Annotated in this window: 7 protein-coding genes; 3 read left to right on the plus strand and 4 right to left on the minus strand. The window is 38.6% G+C overall.

What is annotated here, in order from left to right; all coding sequences use genetic code 11:
• Positions 1-31: 31 nt before the first annotated feature.
• Positions 32-11,308 (minus strand): retention module-containing protein, encoded by an 11,277-nt coding sequence (locus PVK71_RS10865; protein ID WP_274418472.1) that lies wholly within the window; start codon positions 11,306-11,308, stop codon positions 32-34.
• 221 nt (positions 11,309-11,529) lie between these two features.
• Here PVK71_RS10865 and PVK71_RS10870 point away from each other — a divergent pair, with 221 nt between their 5' ends.
• Positions 11,530-11,880, plus strand: a complete 351-nt coding sequence (locus PVK71_RS10870) for a DUF2750 domain-containing protein (protein WP_130045630.1) — start codon at positions 11,530-11,532, stop codon at positions 11,878-11,880.
• 65 nt (positions 11,881-11,945) lie between these two features.
• Here the strand turns inward: PVK71_RS10870 and glpT are convergent, their stop codons facing one another.
• Complete coding sequence (gene glpT, locus PVK71_RS10875) at positions 11,946-13,301, minus strand: glycerol-3-phosphate transporter (protein WP_274418474.1); 1,356 nt, start codon at positions 13,299-13,301, stop codon at positions 11,946-11,948.
• A gap of 327 nt (positions 13,302-13,628) precedes the next feature.
• Between glpT and PVK71_RS10880 the strand changes: the two genes are divergently transcribed.
• Positions 13,629-14,723: a YdcF family protein gene (locus tag PVK71_RS10880; protein WP_274418475.1), complete on the plus strand. Its 1,095-nt coding sequence runs from the start codon at positions 13,629-13,631 to the stop codon at positions 14,721-14,723.
• An 86-nt stretch (positions 14,724-14,809) separates the two neighbouring features.
• Here the strand turns inward: PVK71_RS10880 and dcuC are convergent, their stop codons facing one another.
• Positions 14,810-16,276, minus strand: a complete 1,467-nt coding sequence (dcuC, locus tag PVK71_RS10885; RefSeq protein WP_274418476.1) for a C4-dicarboxylate transporter DcuC — start codon at positions 16,274-16,276, stop codon at positions 14,810-14,812.
• Between the two features lie 10 nt (positions 16,277-16,286).
• The gene (gene iadA, locus PVK71_RS10890) at positions 16,287-17,423 is read right to left on the minus strand and encodes a beta-aspartyl-peptidase (protein ID WP_274418478.1); all 1,137 of its coding nucleotides are present in this window, start codon (positions 17,421-17,423) and stop codon (positions 16,287-16,289) included.
• A 193-nt stretch (positions 17,424-17,616) separates the two neighbouring features.
• Between iadA and PVK71_RS10895 the strand changes: the two genes are divergently transcribed.
• Positions 17,617-18,516, plus strand: a complete 900-nt coding sequence (locus PVK71_RS10895; RefSeq protein ID WP_274418479.1) for a LysR family transcriptional regulator — start codon at positions 17,617-17,619, stop codon at positions 18,514-18,516.
• Positions 18,517-18,527: the final 11 nt, after the last annotated feature.

The raw sequence follows: 18,527 nt of genomic DNA on the forward strand, positions 1-18,527 counted from the left end.
TCTCGCCTTTTTTTCACTACTTCAAAAGTGATTAATCTACTTTAAACATATTAAAATCATTATAAAGTGTACTTAAGATATCTTGATCACTCATAGAGCCTAAATCAGAAATTCCAAGTGTTGTACTATCAACACCTTGTAAGGTTATGTCGGTTTGATTTCCTAGCTCATCAGTCACCGATAATACGGTTTGCGAATTACCATCATCAATATTTACATTAATGTGCTGCAACATATCATCCATTGTTGAGTTTGCTTGAATTGAATCTGGAAGTAACTCTGCTAAATCAAGGATATCTGCTTCATTATTAGCAGCTACTCCATCAACGGCAAAATCAGCAATCGATGTTTGAGCTGGCGAAACCGAACTGCCTGCGACTTCATCTGCGAAATAGAATATATCGTTACCGCCACCACCAGTTAAAATATCATTTTGACCTGAAGCGTATAATACATTGTCCGCATCGTTACCATAGTTATCAGAGACGACTAGATGACCTGAATTTGTCAGAGCGTTAAGTTTTTCTTCATCTGTCATTGAGCCTGTTGGCTCTCCTGCTAATTCATCTAAAGTAATACCATCCACTACAATCGTTTGAACCGTATTGCCACTTTCATTTATGTATATCTCTGTATTACCATCAACTTCTGTAATCTGAATTTGAGAGGCTAATAAAGAGAGATCCCATACCGTTGTAATATCAGCAATATCACTTAAATCAATTTTGTCACTATTAAGGTCAAAATCTTTAATTACATCTCTTGCTAAATCACCACCAATAGATGCATTAGTCCAAGCAAATGTATCTGCTGTGCCTACATCAGATAAATCTAATGGATTACCAAATAAGAATTCATCATTAGCAGTCCCTGTTAAAATATCTGAGCCCGATACACCTTGAATCACATTAGGAACAGCGACGGTAACAGTGATGACTTGTTGGGTAATCCCACCTTTTCCATCCGATGCTTCTACGATAAACTCATCTGTCGTATCAGCAGCTAGTGCCAATGTGCTGTCTTCAAGCAATACATATGTCCATAGCCCAGCAGCATTTATATTTAACGTTCCATAAGTACCTGTTGCTGATGAGGTAGAAGCAATTTGCCATGTGATTGAATCACTCTCTATATCGGTTGCATTTAATTGGCCTGTAACCGTTTCAACAACGCCTTCTTTTACATCTGCAGTACTGGTTCCAGTAATTACTGGTAAGTCATTTTCACCGGCAATATTAATAGTTATTACTTGCTGGGTTACCTGACCTGTTGCATCAGTTACATCAATAATTAAAGACTCTTGTGCCCCATCAGCACCAATGGCTTGTGCTAATGTATTGTCTAAGTCATATTCCCATTTTCCTGATGTTGGATTAACACTAAATGTTCCATAGGTAGGTACAGATGAAGTTGAAACGGTATAACCGACATCCGTCCCCTCAGGGTCTAGATATTTAATTGTACCTTCAACATGCAATTCGCCATCTTCGACAACCGTTCCAGTCGTTTCTTGCGTTGCTCCGGCATCAACAATAGGTTGATCATCATGACCAGTCACACTAACTGTAATATCTTGAGTTACCGTTCCACCATTACCATCTGAAATTTCGATTGTGAATATTTCTTTTGCAATCGTATCACCTAGCACTTGTGCTTTATCGTTATCAAGTAAATAGGTCCACTCACCATTACCATCAACGGTTAAAGCGCCATATAAACCTACAATATTGCCTGATGTTGTCGCTGTATTTGGACCCGATATAACCGTGTAAGAAAAGTTGGTATCAGTTAAATCAATATCTGATACATCTAATTGACCAATAGCCGCTGCGGTACCATCTTCTTCAACACTTCCAATGATTACGCTCGATGCATTAATCGTTGGTGCATCGTTTTCACCTGTTATATTGATAGTGATGACTTGCTGTATTGTTCCACCAGTTTGATCAGTTACTTCGATAGTATACGTTTCTTGAGTCCCTGCAGCGCCAATCTCTTGAGCTAACGTATTATCTAACTCATACGTCCATACGCCATTTTCATCTACAGTAAAGGTTCCATAAGGTGAAGTCGGTGGATTAATCACATTGTAATTGATTAGATCCCCTTCAGGATCCACATAAGAAACTTGACCTGTTGCAGTCAGTGTTCCGTCTTCAACTACCGTACCGTCTGTCACTTGAGGAATTGTCGTATCGATAATAGGGTCATCATCTGTACCTGTAATATTAACGGTAACGTCTTGTGTAATTACACCACCATTCCCATCATCGATTTGAATAGTGTACGTTTCAGTTATAACTTCATCACCGATATCTTGTGCTTTATCGTTATCTAATACGTAAGTCCATTTACCATTTGCATCAACAGTCACTGTCCCATAAGCATTTACTGGAGAAGTAATGACATCAAACTCAAACGTTGTATCTGAAATATCAATATCTGTAATATCTAATTGTCCAGATTGAGTCAAAGTACCATCTTCTTCAATATCAACAGAGAGAACACTAGTACTAACCACTTCAGGATCGTCATTTGTCCCATTAACAGTAAAGGTAATATCTTGCGTACTGCTTAAGCCATGTTCATCAGTCACTTTAACGGTATAGGTTAGATCCAACGATTCACCAACGCCCAGTTGCTGGATCTCTAACGCGGTATTATCTACGACTAATTTATAATCACCATTTGGTTCAAAGGTTAATGTACCTAAAGCATCACCGCTCAACACTTGCCATGAGTGTGTATCTAGTGTGTCTGGGTCACCATTATCCCAATTACCTGTTACTTCAATAGTTGCTGGTGCTGTTGCTCCAACATCTTCAGTTAATTGAGGAGGTGTCGTTACGACTAGATTTGGTGCATCATTTTCTCCATTAATAGTAATGGTGATGGTCATTTCAGATGTTTCACCTTCGTCATCCGTTGCGATAATGGTAACTGTATCGGTTAACGTTTCACCTTTTGATAAGCTATTAACCGTAGGATCATTTCCATCTACCGTATAAGTCCAGCGACCAGTATTATTATCTACGCTGACTGAACCATAACTCCCTTGTGCACCAGAGGAAACAACTACATTGTCACCAACATCAACATCTGATGTTACGAAGTTTCCAGAAGTAGAACTGCCATCAGCCTCTTCAACTGAGCCTGTGTCCATACCAGAAATTTTAGGTATATCATTGGTACCCGTAATATTAACGGTGACTTGTTGAGCTGTTTTTGCACCATGAACATCTACTGCAAATACGGTAAAGACCTCTGAAACCACTTCACCTTCTTTTAATCCTTGAATATGGGCTGCATCATTGTCTAAGGTGTAAGTCCAAACACCATTAGCATCAACGGTAAAAGTACCGTAAGTACCCGTTAATGTTTTCGCATCAAAAGTAACATCGTCACCATTTGGATCGGTTACAGTCAATACTTTGGAATCTGTTATTGTTTCGTCTTCTTTTAGCTCCATGATAATTTGATCATCTTGAGCTATTTCTGGCGGTAAGTTCGACCCGTCAATGGTTACTGTCACGGTTTCTGTAGACATTTCACCAGCGGCATCCTTAACTGTCACTTCAAAAGTATCCGTTAATGTTTCTCCGATACCTAACACTTTGACAGCATCTAAACTGGTGTCTAAGGTATATGTCCATTTCCCATTAATTAATACAAGACGCCCATAATCACCTTGGTTATCAGTTACACTCCAAGTGTGAGTATCACCGGTATCTACATCACCATCATTAAGGTTTCCTGATATTTTGCTATCGGAATCTATATTAGAGATAGTTCCATTCAACTGGCCTGATATCTCTGGCGCATCATTTGTGCCTGTAACCTCCACTTTGAAGATCATTTCTACCGGGTCGCCATTTTCATCAACAACCGTTTTACCAAACTTATCGACAACGGTAACGCTAAAGGTATCAGTAACCTTTTCGCCTTCATTTAGCTGTTGAACAGCTAACGAATCATTGTCTAAAACATAGGTCCAATTACCGTTGCTATCTAACGTTAAATGTCCATATGAACCATCACCTGTAACAAGGTTCCAAGTGAGATCTGGTGTTAAACCTGCAACATCATCTAACACCCCAGTTTGAGTTAATGGGCTTCCATCTTCTTTGAAATCAATATCTTCAATAATAGCAACCGCAGGAACGTCATCCGCTACACCAATTACATTAATATTTATTGTTGAATCTGCACTAACGGCACCTTTATCGTCTTCAACTACAACACGTACATACTCTTTTTCAATTTGATCTGGCGTTAAGGCTTGTACTAGTGGGTTATCATTATCAAGTACATACGTCCAGTCGCCTGTTGCTTGATTCAGTGTTAGCTCTCCATAAGTACCTTGGATTACTATGTTTTCACCACTTGAGTCTAAAGCTCCAATCTTATTTCCGTCGACATCAACTAAATACCATGTATGACTATCACATGTATCAGGATCAACGACTTCTAACTGACCAGAAACTTCAAGGATACCATCTTCAACCACCTCTCCTAACTCACCTGTTGGTGTGTCAGCAATAATCACAGGGATATCATTAGAACCTGTAATGGTAACGTTAACTAAAATGGTTTTTGGCCCGCAGTCTGTCTGTACTGTAACCGCCCACTTCTCTGTAATCTTCTGGCCTTCACATAACGAATCTACATACGATTTATCATCAGCAACGTCATAAACCCAATTACCATCGTTATCAACGGTTAATGAACCAAATAATCCACCATCAACCGAGGAGGTTCCATCGACACTGATAATTTCACAGCCACTAGGAAGATCTATCGTGCCGGAACTACCACCGCCGATTACATCTCCATCGCCATCAACACCTTCTTCTATTGAATCGATATTAATCGTTTCATCATAAGAGCCACCACCGCCGCCGCCTGGATCTGTGTTGCCTTCGATCGTAATTGTTACGTCGAACGGTTCAGAGACGCCACCATGTTTATCTGTTGCCGTAACCTGGAATGTTTCTGTTTTTATATCGCCAAAATTCAATGCATTCGTATCTGGATCAGTGTTATCTAATAAGTAAGTCCATTGACCGTTGGCATCAATAGTAAAGATCCCATAAACACCGCTGCCATTACTTACTTGCCAACTGACAACGTCGTCACCTAAATCAATATCATCAGCAATCACATTACCTGTAACTTTAGTAAATTGACCATTAAACGTCTCACCATCAGGAAGAAAGTCTTGAGCATCTTCAATCACGGTTGCTGAATTATCACCTGACACAACCGGTAAATCATTAGTACCTATAATGGTGAAATCTATCTGTTCACTCGTAAATCCACCGTTAGAATCATGGACAACAGCAGTGAACGTTTCAGAAATCTTTTCACCTTCATTTAATGATTGAATAGCAGCAGAGTCAGTATCTATTACATACTTCCATGAGCCATCAGCTTCAAGATAAAACGTACCATAGTTACCTACATAAGTTCGGTCTTCAAATGAGGTTGTATCTCCAGCATCTACATCGGTTGCCACAAGCTGACCAGAAACGGTTCCAGGTATTTGGTCTGTCGTATTATCTTCAATATACTCGCCTGTTGTCCCACCGGTAATTTCAGGAAGATCGTTCGTACCTTGAATAGTAATAACTACATTATCAGTTGATGCGACACCTTGTGAATCTGTTACTGTTACCGTAAATGTTTCGGTAAGAGTATCGTTAGGGCCAAGAGCTTGAATTGCCAGTAATGAATTCGTTAAAGAGTAAGTCCATTTACCACTTGAATCCATGGTTAGCGATCCATATTGACCGACGCCATTATCAAGATTCCAACCATGGGTATCTCCGATATCAGGATCCGATGTTTGCAACTGTCCTTCAATAACGGTTGTTTGGTCCTCAACTGCCGTACCTGTCAATGCACCACTTAATACTGGCGCATCATTCGTTCCTTCTATAGTAATTTTGACTTCAACTTCTGATGCTTCACCAAATGAATCTGTAACTTTTACCATGATGGTATCTACAAGCTCTGCCCCTTCTTTTAACCCATTAACAGAACCATTACTGTTATTCAGTGCATAAGTCCAATTACCGTCTTGATCAATGCTAAATTGACCATATTGACCTGCTGCACCAATAATTTCCCACTCGAGAACATCCGTTGAATCAAGATCGCCAGACTTCAATTCTCCTGTGATTTCATTATTTGCAGCGTCTTCTTTAATCTCACCGGAGGTATCACCAATAATGCCCGGCGAACTGTTTGTTCCTGCTATATCAATAATCACTTCAATTTGATTGGTGCCGCCATTTCCATCGTCCACTTCAACGACAAACTTATCTTGAACGATTTGTCCTGAAGAGATCCCGATTGTTGCAGGTCTTGAATTATCTAGTTGATATGTCCACATTCCAGTGTTCGGATCAATACTTAACGCACCGTAAACACCCTCAGGTGTAAGGATTGACCATGTATGATCATCTAAAGTATCAATATCTACAGAGGTTAACTCTCCGGTTGCGACATCTTTTCCAGCAGTACCCTCAATTGTACTGCCCGTTGTTGCACCCGCGATCGATGGTTTATCATTATCACCAATAACATCGATAATAATTTCTTTTGAGGTTGAAGAACCAAATCCATCAGTAACGGTTACCGTAAAGGTATCTTGAACTCTTTCACCTTCAGACAACGACTGTACCGAACTTTTATCATTATCAAGAACATAAACCCATTTACCATTAGTATCTAATGTCAATGTTCCGTACGAACCCGTACTTGAATCTAACGACCATGTATGAGTATCACCAATATCTTGATCATCTGGATACAGTTGCCCATCAATTTCAGTAATCACAGAATCTTCTTCTATAATTCCAGTTAATTCACCAGATAGCTCAGGGGTGTCATTTGTCCCTTTTACTTTTACGGTTACTTCAACGGTATCAATTTCACCATATTGATCTTCGACTTGAATAATAAATTTTTCTTTTTCGGTTTGACCAGAAAGCAAGCCTTGAGTTGCTGTAAGAGAATTATCTATAGTGTATGTCCACTTACCATTAGTATCTAATGACAATGAACCATATAAACCTTGTGAATCGGTTAATAATGTCCATTCATGGGTATCTGTCGTATCAACATCACCATCAGTTAATTGACCAGAAACTGACTCTTTATTACCATCTTCAGTAATTGTTCTTGTTGTTTTACCACCAATAATCGGGGCATCGTTGGTACCTAAAACTTCAACAGTGATCATGATGGCGTTAGTTCCACCATTTCCATCATCAACCGCTATGGTAAATGTTTCAAATTCTTGTTGGTTCTCAGCTAGTGCTTGAGTATCAGGATTTGATGGATCTAATGCGTAAATCCAGTTCCCATTAGCGTCTACCGTCATGGTTCCGTATTTACCAACACCACCGCCATCAACAAGCCAAGTATGCGTATCCGTAAAGTCAACATCAACTGCAGTTAATGCGCCCGTTGCTGTCGGTATAATGTCTTCGACTGCCGTACCTGTTGTTCTACCTGTAATCTCGGGGCTATCATTAGTGCCTATGATGGTAACTTCAACAGTATGCTGAGCATAACCGTTATTTCCATCACCCACGACTACAACAAAACTTTCAACAACCGTTTCATCTTTTGCAAGTAGCTGAGCTTCATCATTTTTAAGAACATAAGTCCATTTACCAGTAGCTGCATCAATAGAGAAATTACCTAACTTAGATTCATCTGCACCGATAACAAACCAATTGTGTGTATCTGAATCATCTACATCATTAACAACTAAGATATCTGAAATCGTTTGAACACCATCTTCAACTACAGTACCGGTATCATTACTATCTACAACGGTAGGTAAATCGTTAGTTCCTTCTAGCGAAATAACGATTTCTTTTTGAGCCGTTCCACCTTGCCCATCATCAACCGTGACAATGAACTTATCTTCGCCCGCTTCTCCCTCAGCCAATTTTTGCGTAGCATCTAATGTATTATTTATGGTGTAAACCCATTTCCCGTTTGCATCAACAGTAATAGAACCATAGGTTCCACTTGCTGGTTGAACATCCCATGTATGAGTGTCACTTAAGTCAACATCATCAACAATTAATTGGCCTTCTGTGGTTTCAATAGAGTCTTCTTTTACTGAACCTAATGCTTGTCCAGATAATTCTGGTTTATCGTTAGCGCCATTAATGGTGATTTCAACCGTTTCTGTAATGACGCCACCAGCACCATCACTTAGTTCTACGGTATAGTATTCTTTGATCGGTTCATCACCAGCACCAAGCGATTGAGCTGCATCGTTATCCAATGTGTATAACCAAACTCCAGTAGCAGCATCAAGCGTAAACTTACCGTAAGTACCCGTATCTGAGCCAACGATATTCCAATTAAATGAACTTGTTGCATCTTCATCTGTTGCTGTTAACGTTCCTGTTGTAGTTAGTGTCATATCTTCAGTCACATCACCAACAGTATCGCCACCAATTACAGGAACACCATTTGTACCAACCACAGTAATGACGATTTCAATTGTGTCAGTTCCACCTTGGTTATCATCAACCGTTACCGTGAACTTATCTTCTACACTTTGGCCTTCAATCAATTCTTGAGTAGTTGATAATGTGTCGTCTATGGTGTAGACCCATTTACCGGTTACAGGATCAATCGCAATCGAACCATAAGTACCGCTATTACTGTCGACACTCCAAGCGTGAACATCGATTAAGTCGACATCTTCAACGGTTAGTTGACCTTCGGCCTCTGATTGAGTGGCGGTATCTTCTTTCACTAGACCAGTAGATTGACCAGATACCACGGGTTCATCATTAGTACCTGTTATTTCAATAGAAACTGTTTCAGTGGTTAAACCACCTTGGCCATCATCGACTTGAATTTGATATTCAACAGTATGCGTTTCGCCATTAGCTAGAGCTTGAACTTGTGAAGCGGTATTATTAAGGGTGTATTCCCATTTACCTGAACCGTCAGCATTAGTCGAAACAACAATAGAACCATAAGGATCGGTATTTGAAGAAAGCAAGGTCCAGGTATGTGAATCTAGTGTATCGACATCATCAACAAACAGATCGCCGCCTGTTGTTAATGTACTTTCTTCTATCACACCACCTGAAATTACCGATGAGCCAGAGACGCTTGGTAGATCATTGGTACCAGTTACATCAATAGTCACAACTTGTGTAGCTTGTGCACCACTACCATCGGTAACAATAACGGTAAATGTTTCAGTCTCTGTTTGGCCTTCCGATAATGATTGTGTGGCAGCCAAGGTATTATCTATGATGTAGGTCCACTTACCATTTGCATCAACGGTGATTTCACCATAAGTGCCAGTACTTGGTGCTCCCACTGACCATGTCGCTGTATCGGTTGTATCTAAATCAGCAGAAACTAATTCACCAGATGCCGTTGCTACGGTATCTTCCACTACCGATCCTGTGCTTGTTCCACTGATAATTGGACCGTTGTTAGAGCCTGTAATTGTAATTGTGACCTCTTTAGTATCAAGGCCACCATTTTGGTCATCCACTTGAACTACATAAATTACATCTAACGTTTCGCCAGCACCTAGAGCAAGGAAAGCCGCTGCATTGGTATTTAAATCAAAATTCCATCGGCCATTTGAATCTACGCTAAATGAACCTAATTCTGTGTTATCGTTTGGTTCTACCGTCCAAAGGTGGCTATCTAGCGTATCAACATCTTCTAATACTAAATCACCAATGGCAGAAACACTCACTTCAGCAACATCACCAGTAACAACTGATGTGTCTGTAATTTCTGGAAGATCATTAGTACCAGTAACTTCTATCGTTACGGTGTGTTTAATTACCCCGCCGTTACCGTCATCAGCAACAATTTCAAACGTCTCTGTTTGAGTTTCACCAAGTGATAATGATTGAGTCGATGGCAAATCATTATCAATGTTATAAATCCACTTACCCGTTGCATCAACGGTTAATGCACCATACGTGCCTGCACCATCCGTCACTGACCATGATACCGAATCACCAGCATCAGCATCGATTGCTGTTAATTGTCCATCAGCAGAAGCGATTAAGTCTTCAACAACACGACCTGTACTCGTACCACTAATCACAGGCTCATCATTAGTACCATTAATTGTAATAATAACTTCTTGTTGAGTAATACCACCATTACCGTCATCAACTTGAATAGTAAATGTTTCAGTTACCGAGTCGCCCACACCAAGCGCTTGAGTCTCATCACGAGAATTATCTAGCGTATATTCCCAAACACCATTATTGATAGTTAATACACCATAGGTTGCATTACCACCTTCTAAAATAGTCCAAGTATGAGTATCAAGTGTATCTACATCAGCAACGGTTAATGTTTCACTCACTGTTGGATCTGCATCATCAACATCACCTTCAGTTAACTCTCCAACCGCAATGCCAGAAATAATAGGATCGTCATTGGTACCAACAATGGTTACTGTAACTTGTTGGGTTGATGTTAGGTTTCCACCAGCAGAAACTGATACCTCAAACACATCAGTAATAATTTGACCGTTAGCTAATGACTGAACTGATAAAGCACTATTATTGAGCGTGTATTCCCACTGACCAGTGTTTGGATTTAGAGAAAGCGAACCAAACTCACTTGTTGAGCTGCCTGTAATTGACCAAGTATAAGAAAGATTACTTTGAGGATTCGTTACAGCAAGTTGACCAGAAGAATCTAAAACTTCATCTTCTTTAGTAAGGCCCGAATTATTAGGGCTAATGATTGGAGTTACAGGTGGATTGCTCGCATCGCCACCACTTAAATTATCAATGTATTCTTGATTATCATAAGAAAAGGCACTTGAGGTAGTGAAATTAGTTGTTGCGATATCTGAATAATAGCCATACTCAATAACAACAAAACCATTGTTTGCAGAACCACCACCGTCACCAGCTGCCGTCGCTTCTAAGATTTCAGTCGGATCTTCCCCTGCTAAAATTGCCGCCTGAATTGCGGCAATATCTAAACCATCTGTAGGTTGTGTAGGGTCGAGCTCCACCTTTCCATTAATGGGTTGTATTTGAAGGGGGTCTTCAGGTTTCGTGTCATCGAGACAACTCATGCAATTTTTGTCAATCGTGACGAGTTTACCGTGAATTTGCACAGTAACTTTCGCCTCATAATCAGTAAACAAGACCGAGTCTTTCTCAAGGTTTTGCCCAACATTAACTTTTGTTGGAACCCCTGATTTATTTAACGAATAAGCATCGCCTTCAATTGTTTTTATTTCTACTTGGGAAGGAATGAGCGTCTCTTTCATGTAACCACCTAAAATCCATTTAACTGCATCAACAAATTAATTTCACTTTAGTATCTTAATCATAGAATACTATTTATTAGAAAGACATAATAACCAGAGTTAATTTGTTGTTATAAATTTATTACCTAGCCGTGTTATAGCATAGTTTTTGCCAAATTTAAGTATCAAAAATCTCATATTCCTTTATTATTTACAGTGTTTATTTTAATCGAGACATCATCATGAGCAAATTAACGTCAGATACTCAAGCAAACCTAGATCTTTTCATTGCAGAAACGAAAGAAACACAGCTAGTTTGGAGTCTTTATAACGAAGAAGGTTGGATCTCTGTTGAGTCTACTGAATTCGAAAACTCTGAAGTAATGCCATTCTGGTCTAACAAAGCAGACGCTGAATTTCATAACGTTGAAGAATGGGCTGATTTTGAAGTAACAGAAATTCCACTAGATATCTTCGCTGAAGATTGGCTAGTAACATTATCTGAAGATGGTGTTTTAGTTGGTACAAACTGGAACCAACAACTTGAAGGTAAAGAAGTAGAAGCAAGTGATCTTGTAAAGCTTTATCTATAACGTTTACCTCTTAAACGAAAAGACTAAAGGGCTGTAATTATTACAGCCCTTTTTATATTTTCTAATTACATTGCAATTTTCTCTTTTACTTTATGATGTGCCTTTTCACCTATGAAAGCATAAAGCAAACATATAATAGACAAAATACAAGAAGCCACTAAAATCATGAAACCACCATCCCAACCAAAGTGGTCAACGGTATAACCTAAGATAATATTTGCCGTCACTGCACCACCAAGATAACCGAATAATCCCGTTAAGCCTGCCGCTGTGCCTGCTGCTTTTTTAGGAACGAGCTCAAGCGCATAAAGTCCTATAAGCATAACAGGACCATAAATCAAGAAGCCAATCGCAACCAAAGCAATCATATCAATCGTTGGATTACCTGCTGGGTTAAACCAGTAGACCAACACCGCAATAGTTACAAGAGCCATAAATAAAATACCGGCCGGAGCTCGACGCCCTTTAAATACTTTATCTGAAATCCAACCACATAATAATGTACCAGGGATCCCTGCCCACTCGTATAAGAAATATGCCCAAGACGATTTATCAACCGTAAAGTCTTTCGCTTCTTTTAAATATACTGGAGCCCAATCAAGTACGCCGTAACGAATCAAATAAACAAAGGCATTTGCAATGGCAATAGACCAAAGTAATTTATTATTGAAAACATACTTAAAGAAGATCTCTTTCGCTGTCATCTCAGTTTCGTGAGATTTATCATAATCATCTGGGTAATCATTTTTATATTCTTCAATCGCCGGAAGTCCACAAGATTGAGGGGTATCACGCAATGTAGTCCAAATAAACACAGCAACTAACGTGGCAAAAATTGCAGGAACATAAAATGCCGAGCGCCAATCTTCGTTGAATGCCCATAGGCCTAATAAGAAAAGAGGCCCAATCAAGCCACCACCCACATTGTGTGCTACGTTCCAAACCGAAACTAACTCACCACGCTCTTTACGTGACCACCAATGCACCATCGTTCGACCACAAGCAGGCCACCCCATACCTTGGAACCAACCGTTCAAAAATAACAGAATGAACATGGCCGTAATGCTATCTGTTGCCCATGGCATAAAGCCAAAACAAAACATAACAGCAGCAGACATTAATAAGCCAGCGCTTAAAAAGTACCTAGGGTTAGAACGGTCAGATACACTGCCCATTAGAAATTTCGAAAGGCCATAAGCAATAGATACCGCAGCCAAAGCGACACCAAGATCACCACGACTAAAGCCTTGATCGATTAAATATGGCATTGCTAAACTAAAGTTCTTACGAACAAGATAATAACCAGCATAACCAACAAAAATACTGATAAACAATTGCCAACGTAATCGTGTGTACGTGCCATCGATCCGGTCGGAAGCGAGACGGTCTATATGCGCTTGGGGTTTAAATATACCAAACATAGTTAACTCCATTATTATATTTGCGATGGGAGATCAAAGTTCGAACGAGCAATAATAAGCATTCGTTCGAAAACAGGCGCATTGTGATGTCCAAGAGGATTAGTTTCTGTGACTAACCTTACAAGTTGAGGAATTAACAAAATTAATTACGTAAAAATTAGAGTGTAATTGATTTAATTTATGGCTGGATTTCTTATTGCGTGTGACGCTAGTTCATACAATTAACATTTGAGTCTGATAAATAAAAATAAATACGATTGCGCTCACAGCACACCATTTTATCAAGTCGTAGGATGACTTCTTCTTGTTGCTAACTTTGGAATCATTATGAAACGCACACTCTTAACCCTTTCTTTGGCGGCTATCCTTTCTAGTTCTTTCTACTCGGCACCAAGTATTGCTGCATTAGATACGGTTCAACCACAGATTAATTACACAGAGATGACCTCTCAACGTCAGGTTGTTGACCAATTACTTAATGATGCTTACCAAATCTTTAAAAATCCAGCTCGTATCTCTCATGCTGGGTTTACGGCTAAAATGCCAAGCAACATGGAGATGATCACTAACAATTTACTTGATGCTTATAAACTTGAACCCTATCGTGTCGATTTATTGTTTTCTGCCGCGAATGCTCAAATTTATAACAGCAATGTAGACCGAGCGATTGAACTATTTACTCAAATTTTAGATGTTGCTCCTGATGATGTAGACGCTCATTCATATCTTGTTATTTGGCAAAACTTTAAAGGTAACAAAAGCGAAGTAACCAAACATTTAAATGCTCTAGAACAACTAAACAAAGGTCGCGTTGCAGATTTGAAAAAGATTATGTCGACCATTGATAGAATCGTTGACACTCCATTAAGTAATACAATCAAAAAACCAGTCAAAGGCAACAATGCAATTATCACTTTAGGTTATGCCCTAAACCCTGATGGCAGCATGAACGACATCTTAATTGATCGATTAAATGCAACGCTAACGATGGCGAAGAAGAACCCTAACACTTACATCGTAGTGACTGGAGGCGTACCTAAAAACCACAAAACCGAAGGTAAGTTAATGGCAGATTGGTTAGTAAAAAATGGGATAGATAAATCACGTATTATTGAAGATAACTACGCAAGAAGTACGGTAGAAAACGCACTATATAGCAGTTACGCGTTAGCTCGCCATGATATTGACCACGCGACCATTATTAGCTCTGCAAGCCACGTTCGCCGTGGACAAGCATTATTTGAGGTAGCTAGCTGGCAAACTGGTCCTAAAGGGATCACATTTGATACGTATGCCGCTAACGATCGTCCACTCGAAGAATTAAAAATCCCAAGTGATGGAGAGTTATTAGGTATTTACCGTGATGCATTACGTGTTTATGGTATGTGGAGTTACCGCTCTTATCCTTTAGAGCAGCGTTAATTTCATTTACTTTCTATATAATAAATAAACAAAAGGAGACTGAACAATACGGTCACCTTTTTTATAATTATTGAGTTATTATAAATTTAAAGCTCAGCTTGAATCTGCTTGTTACTACTATTTTTTTTCAGTCTCCACAAACACACTAAAACCAATATTATAATACCAATCAAAAATGGCATTAATTGCATTAACTGTCCTCCCTTAGAAAAAGTTAAGATTAACATTAATAGCCAGCCACTAATCATTGGAATAAAAGTTCTACGAACAATATCAAATGGAGATAAACCTGATATACCAGCAACGGCAATTATCACACCAGCAATTGGAGATATTGTTCTACCAAACCCAGCTGACAGCTGAATAGGTAAAATCATATCGACTGTATTCGCACCGATTTTATTCGCTATTTGAGGTACCATTGGAGCAAAAGAGAAAAAGGCAGCATTCCCTGACCCCATCAGAGCTGAAATAACAAAAGTTAATAGGGCCATAAATAAAATAATAACCGCTGCTGAAAGTCCAATACTACTTGCCATATGTAACATTGAATCAACCGCTCCTATTGATTTTAATCCCATAGAAAAAGTCTGACCCGCAATAATTAAAGTTACAACGGAAGCAAAAACTTTTCCCATATCATTAAACACTCCTTGAAGTTTTTCAAATACTGATTTTGCTTTTCTTTCTCGAATAAATTCAAATGAAAGACTAATAAAAATACTTAAAACTATTGCCGTCGCCATATCAACGCTAATTGTCTTTACACCAAGATTGCTAAATGTCAGCATAAAAAATAAAGGTAGCATTGGAAGCATTACATAATATAACGGGGCGCTTTGTTCTGGTTCAATGTTATCATTAATTATAGGCTCTAATGTCTGATTTTTTTCATCATTACGGTCAAAAAAACGTTGTGTTATTGCATGTATAATTGCCACTACTATAACCAATACGCTAATAATTGGTAATTGTTCCCCTACAAAATATTCCGTAATATCTACCCCCGCAGTTTGAGCTGCTAAAATGGAGTTCCCTGAACCTGGACCAAACTCGATAGCACAGGTACTCGCTAATACAGAAGCAACTCCCGCCTTACTACAGCCAAGTCTAATCAATACTGGATAAAGTGTTGCCATCAACAATAAACCAAGTCCCGTTGCACTTGAGATAAAGAGTGATAACATCTGACCAAGAATAAAAGCAAGTGCTAGCATCAAGTAGGGTGAATTTAACTTCATCAATGGGTTAGCTGTTAACTTTACCATTACTTGGCTTGCTCCTATAGCTGACATTAATAAAGCAAATCCTCCTATAAGCATTATTTTCAAACCTAACCCACCGGATTGTTTACCAAATACCATGCTTATATATTCAAAAATATCAAACCCTATCCAACCCGTCGATTTATCAACAAAAGTCGCATTGTTAGTAAAAATAGATATGGCCATCATAGCGATACCAACAAAGAAGAGTACACCTTGGGGGTTATAGTTTTTTAAAATTAATCGTCCCGCAAAAATCAATCCACATAATGCAATAAATAAACTCATATCTAATCCCTTATTCAAAGTTTCCAGTTACAAGTAATTCATTATCAAGCAGCACTGTTTTACCTTTTGCTACTACTCCATAAAGTGTAAAATCATCATTAAATATGCATAAGTCGGCATCTTGACCAAGTTGTAATCGCCCTTTATTAATACCAAGAGAATCTGCAACATTTGATGTTAACATGGCAATAGCAATCTCAAGGGTAATACCAGATTCTATCAATTTAAGTAATAACAATAAGTTTCCATCAACATTTGCAGCAGTTAACGCTACCATATTTCCATCAATATCAAACTTTGGCAGACTGCCATTCCCATCAGAACTCACTGTTATATGTTTCGGATCTATATCAGATTCTATTGCTTGTTTAATCGCAAGCTCTGGGGCAATAAATTGACTACCTCCAGATGTGATATCAATATAGCCACCTCGTCGAGCAAATTGCATAGCCTCACTAAATAAAGATTCTGTTCGAGCAACATGGGTGGGTGAAAAATGACTAATTGGTAGTCCCATATCTAATAACTCAAAAACAGAAGCAAAAGGATCAGATAGAGCTCCCATATGCATGTGCAATACCCCTCGTTTTTTAGCTAATAAGCTAGCAATACGTATATCAGAAACAATACGGCTCAGCTCTTGTAACGTTGGAAATGAACACCTGTGATCTGCTAGCGCTATCTTTACACCGAGAACTGAAGGTAAAAAAGCGATATCATCCCGAATAGATGTAGTTATCGTTTTTGTTGGCACCTCATACGACCCTGTATGCATGTAAGCGGTGATCCCTTCTTCTGTAAGTGCAACAGCTTTTGCATATAAATCACGTGGTGAACGAGAAATACCATCAGTTCCCAATACCCCAACGACACTCGTTGTTCCAGCTTGAATTAACTTAGAAAATGTAACTTGTGGTGTTCGACTAGAAAAGCCCCCTTCGCCTCCACCTCCAATCAGATGTACATGTTGATCTATTAAGCCTGGTGTTACTGTTTTCCCTTTACAGTCAATTATCGAAATATCACCAATACCTTGAACATTTAAATCCGGTTCAATCGAAATTATCTTTCCACAGCCAATCAACACATTAACCTTTCCTAAGTGTTGAGGAGCGTATACATTTGCATTCTTTAATAAAATAAACATAATTCCCTCTACTTCATATATTGTTTAGATATTCCACCTCCCTTATATTCTGATATTTATCTCTATGAATATTTGAGAGCTAAAACTACCAAAACAATAATAGCCACATAAAAAGTGTGAGTATCTCGATTTCTATTGCTAATTTTGAATGATAGTATTCTTATAAATCATAATGATATAAATGAGTAATTAAGTGTTTGAATTTAAATGGTTAGAAGACTTTATGAGCCTAATTGAATTAGGTAATTTCTCTGCCGCAGCTAAATCAAGATACGTAACACAATCTGCATTTAGTCGTCGAATCCAGGCCTTGGAGCTTTGGGTTGGTGTTTCATTATTTGATCGTAGCTCTTATCCCATAGGTTTAACCGATCACGGGAAAAAATTTATTCCTTATGCTGAAAACCTACTTAACCAAATCAAAATAACAAAAGAGGACTTTTCATTAGCTTCATTAAAAACAGACAATATGGTACGAATTGTTTGTTTGCATTCTTTTGCTGTTAATCTATTACCAAGTCTTTTAGCTCAATTTAATAACCAACTGAACCATCTAAATATATCTATTAACCCTTCCGTACAAGGAATCGATAATCACTTTCAAACTCTATTAGATGATTCTAGTGACCTTTTATTTGCTTATAATATGCTAGGAATGAGACCATCAATTTCCTTAGAAGATAAATTAGAAAAGCACGTTTTATTTCAGGAAAAAATTATTCCTGTTATCTCTCCAGATTTATTAAAAAATCACAAAGATAATACCCCATGGCCGTTACTCTCTTATTCAGAACATACATTTCTCTACAAAGTAGTAAACCAACTTACAAAATCTATTTCAGTACCTTTCAATCAAGTGTTTGAAACAACGTTAAGCGAGTCTCTCATTGAAATGGCTATTAATGGTATCGGGATTGCTTGGGTTCCAATGCATGCAGTAGAAAAAGAATTAACGAAAGGAACATTAGTTGCTACTTTTACAGATCACTCAGATTGGACAATTCAGTTAGATGTTGTTTGCTATCACTCAAAATCTAATAATCGTCCTGCTGTTCAGCAATTTTTAGAGGAAGTACATAATTTAAAAAAATAAAGGTGGCCAAT

The organism is Aliivibrio sp. S4MY1, assembly GCF_028765545.1.
In the GTDB taxonomy this organism is placed as follows: Bacteria; Pseudomonadota; Gammaproteobacteria; order Enterobacterales; family Vibrionaceae; genus Aliivibrio.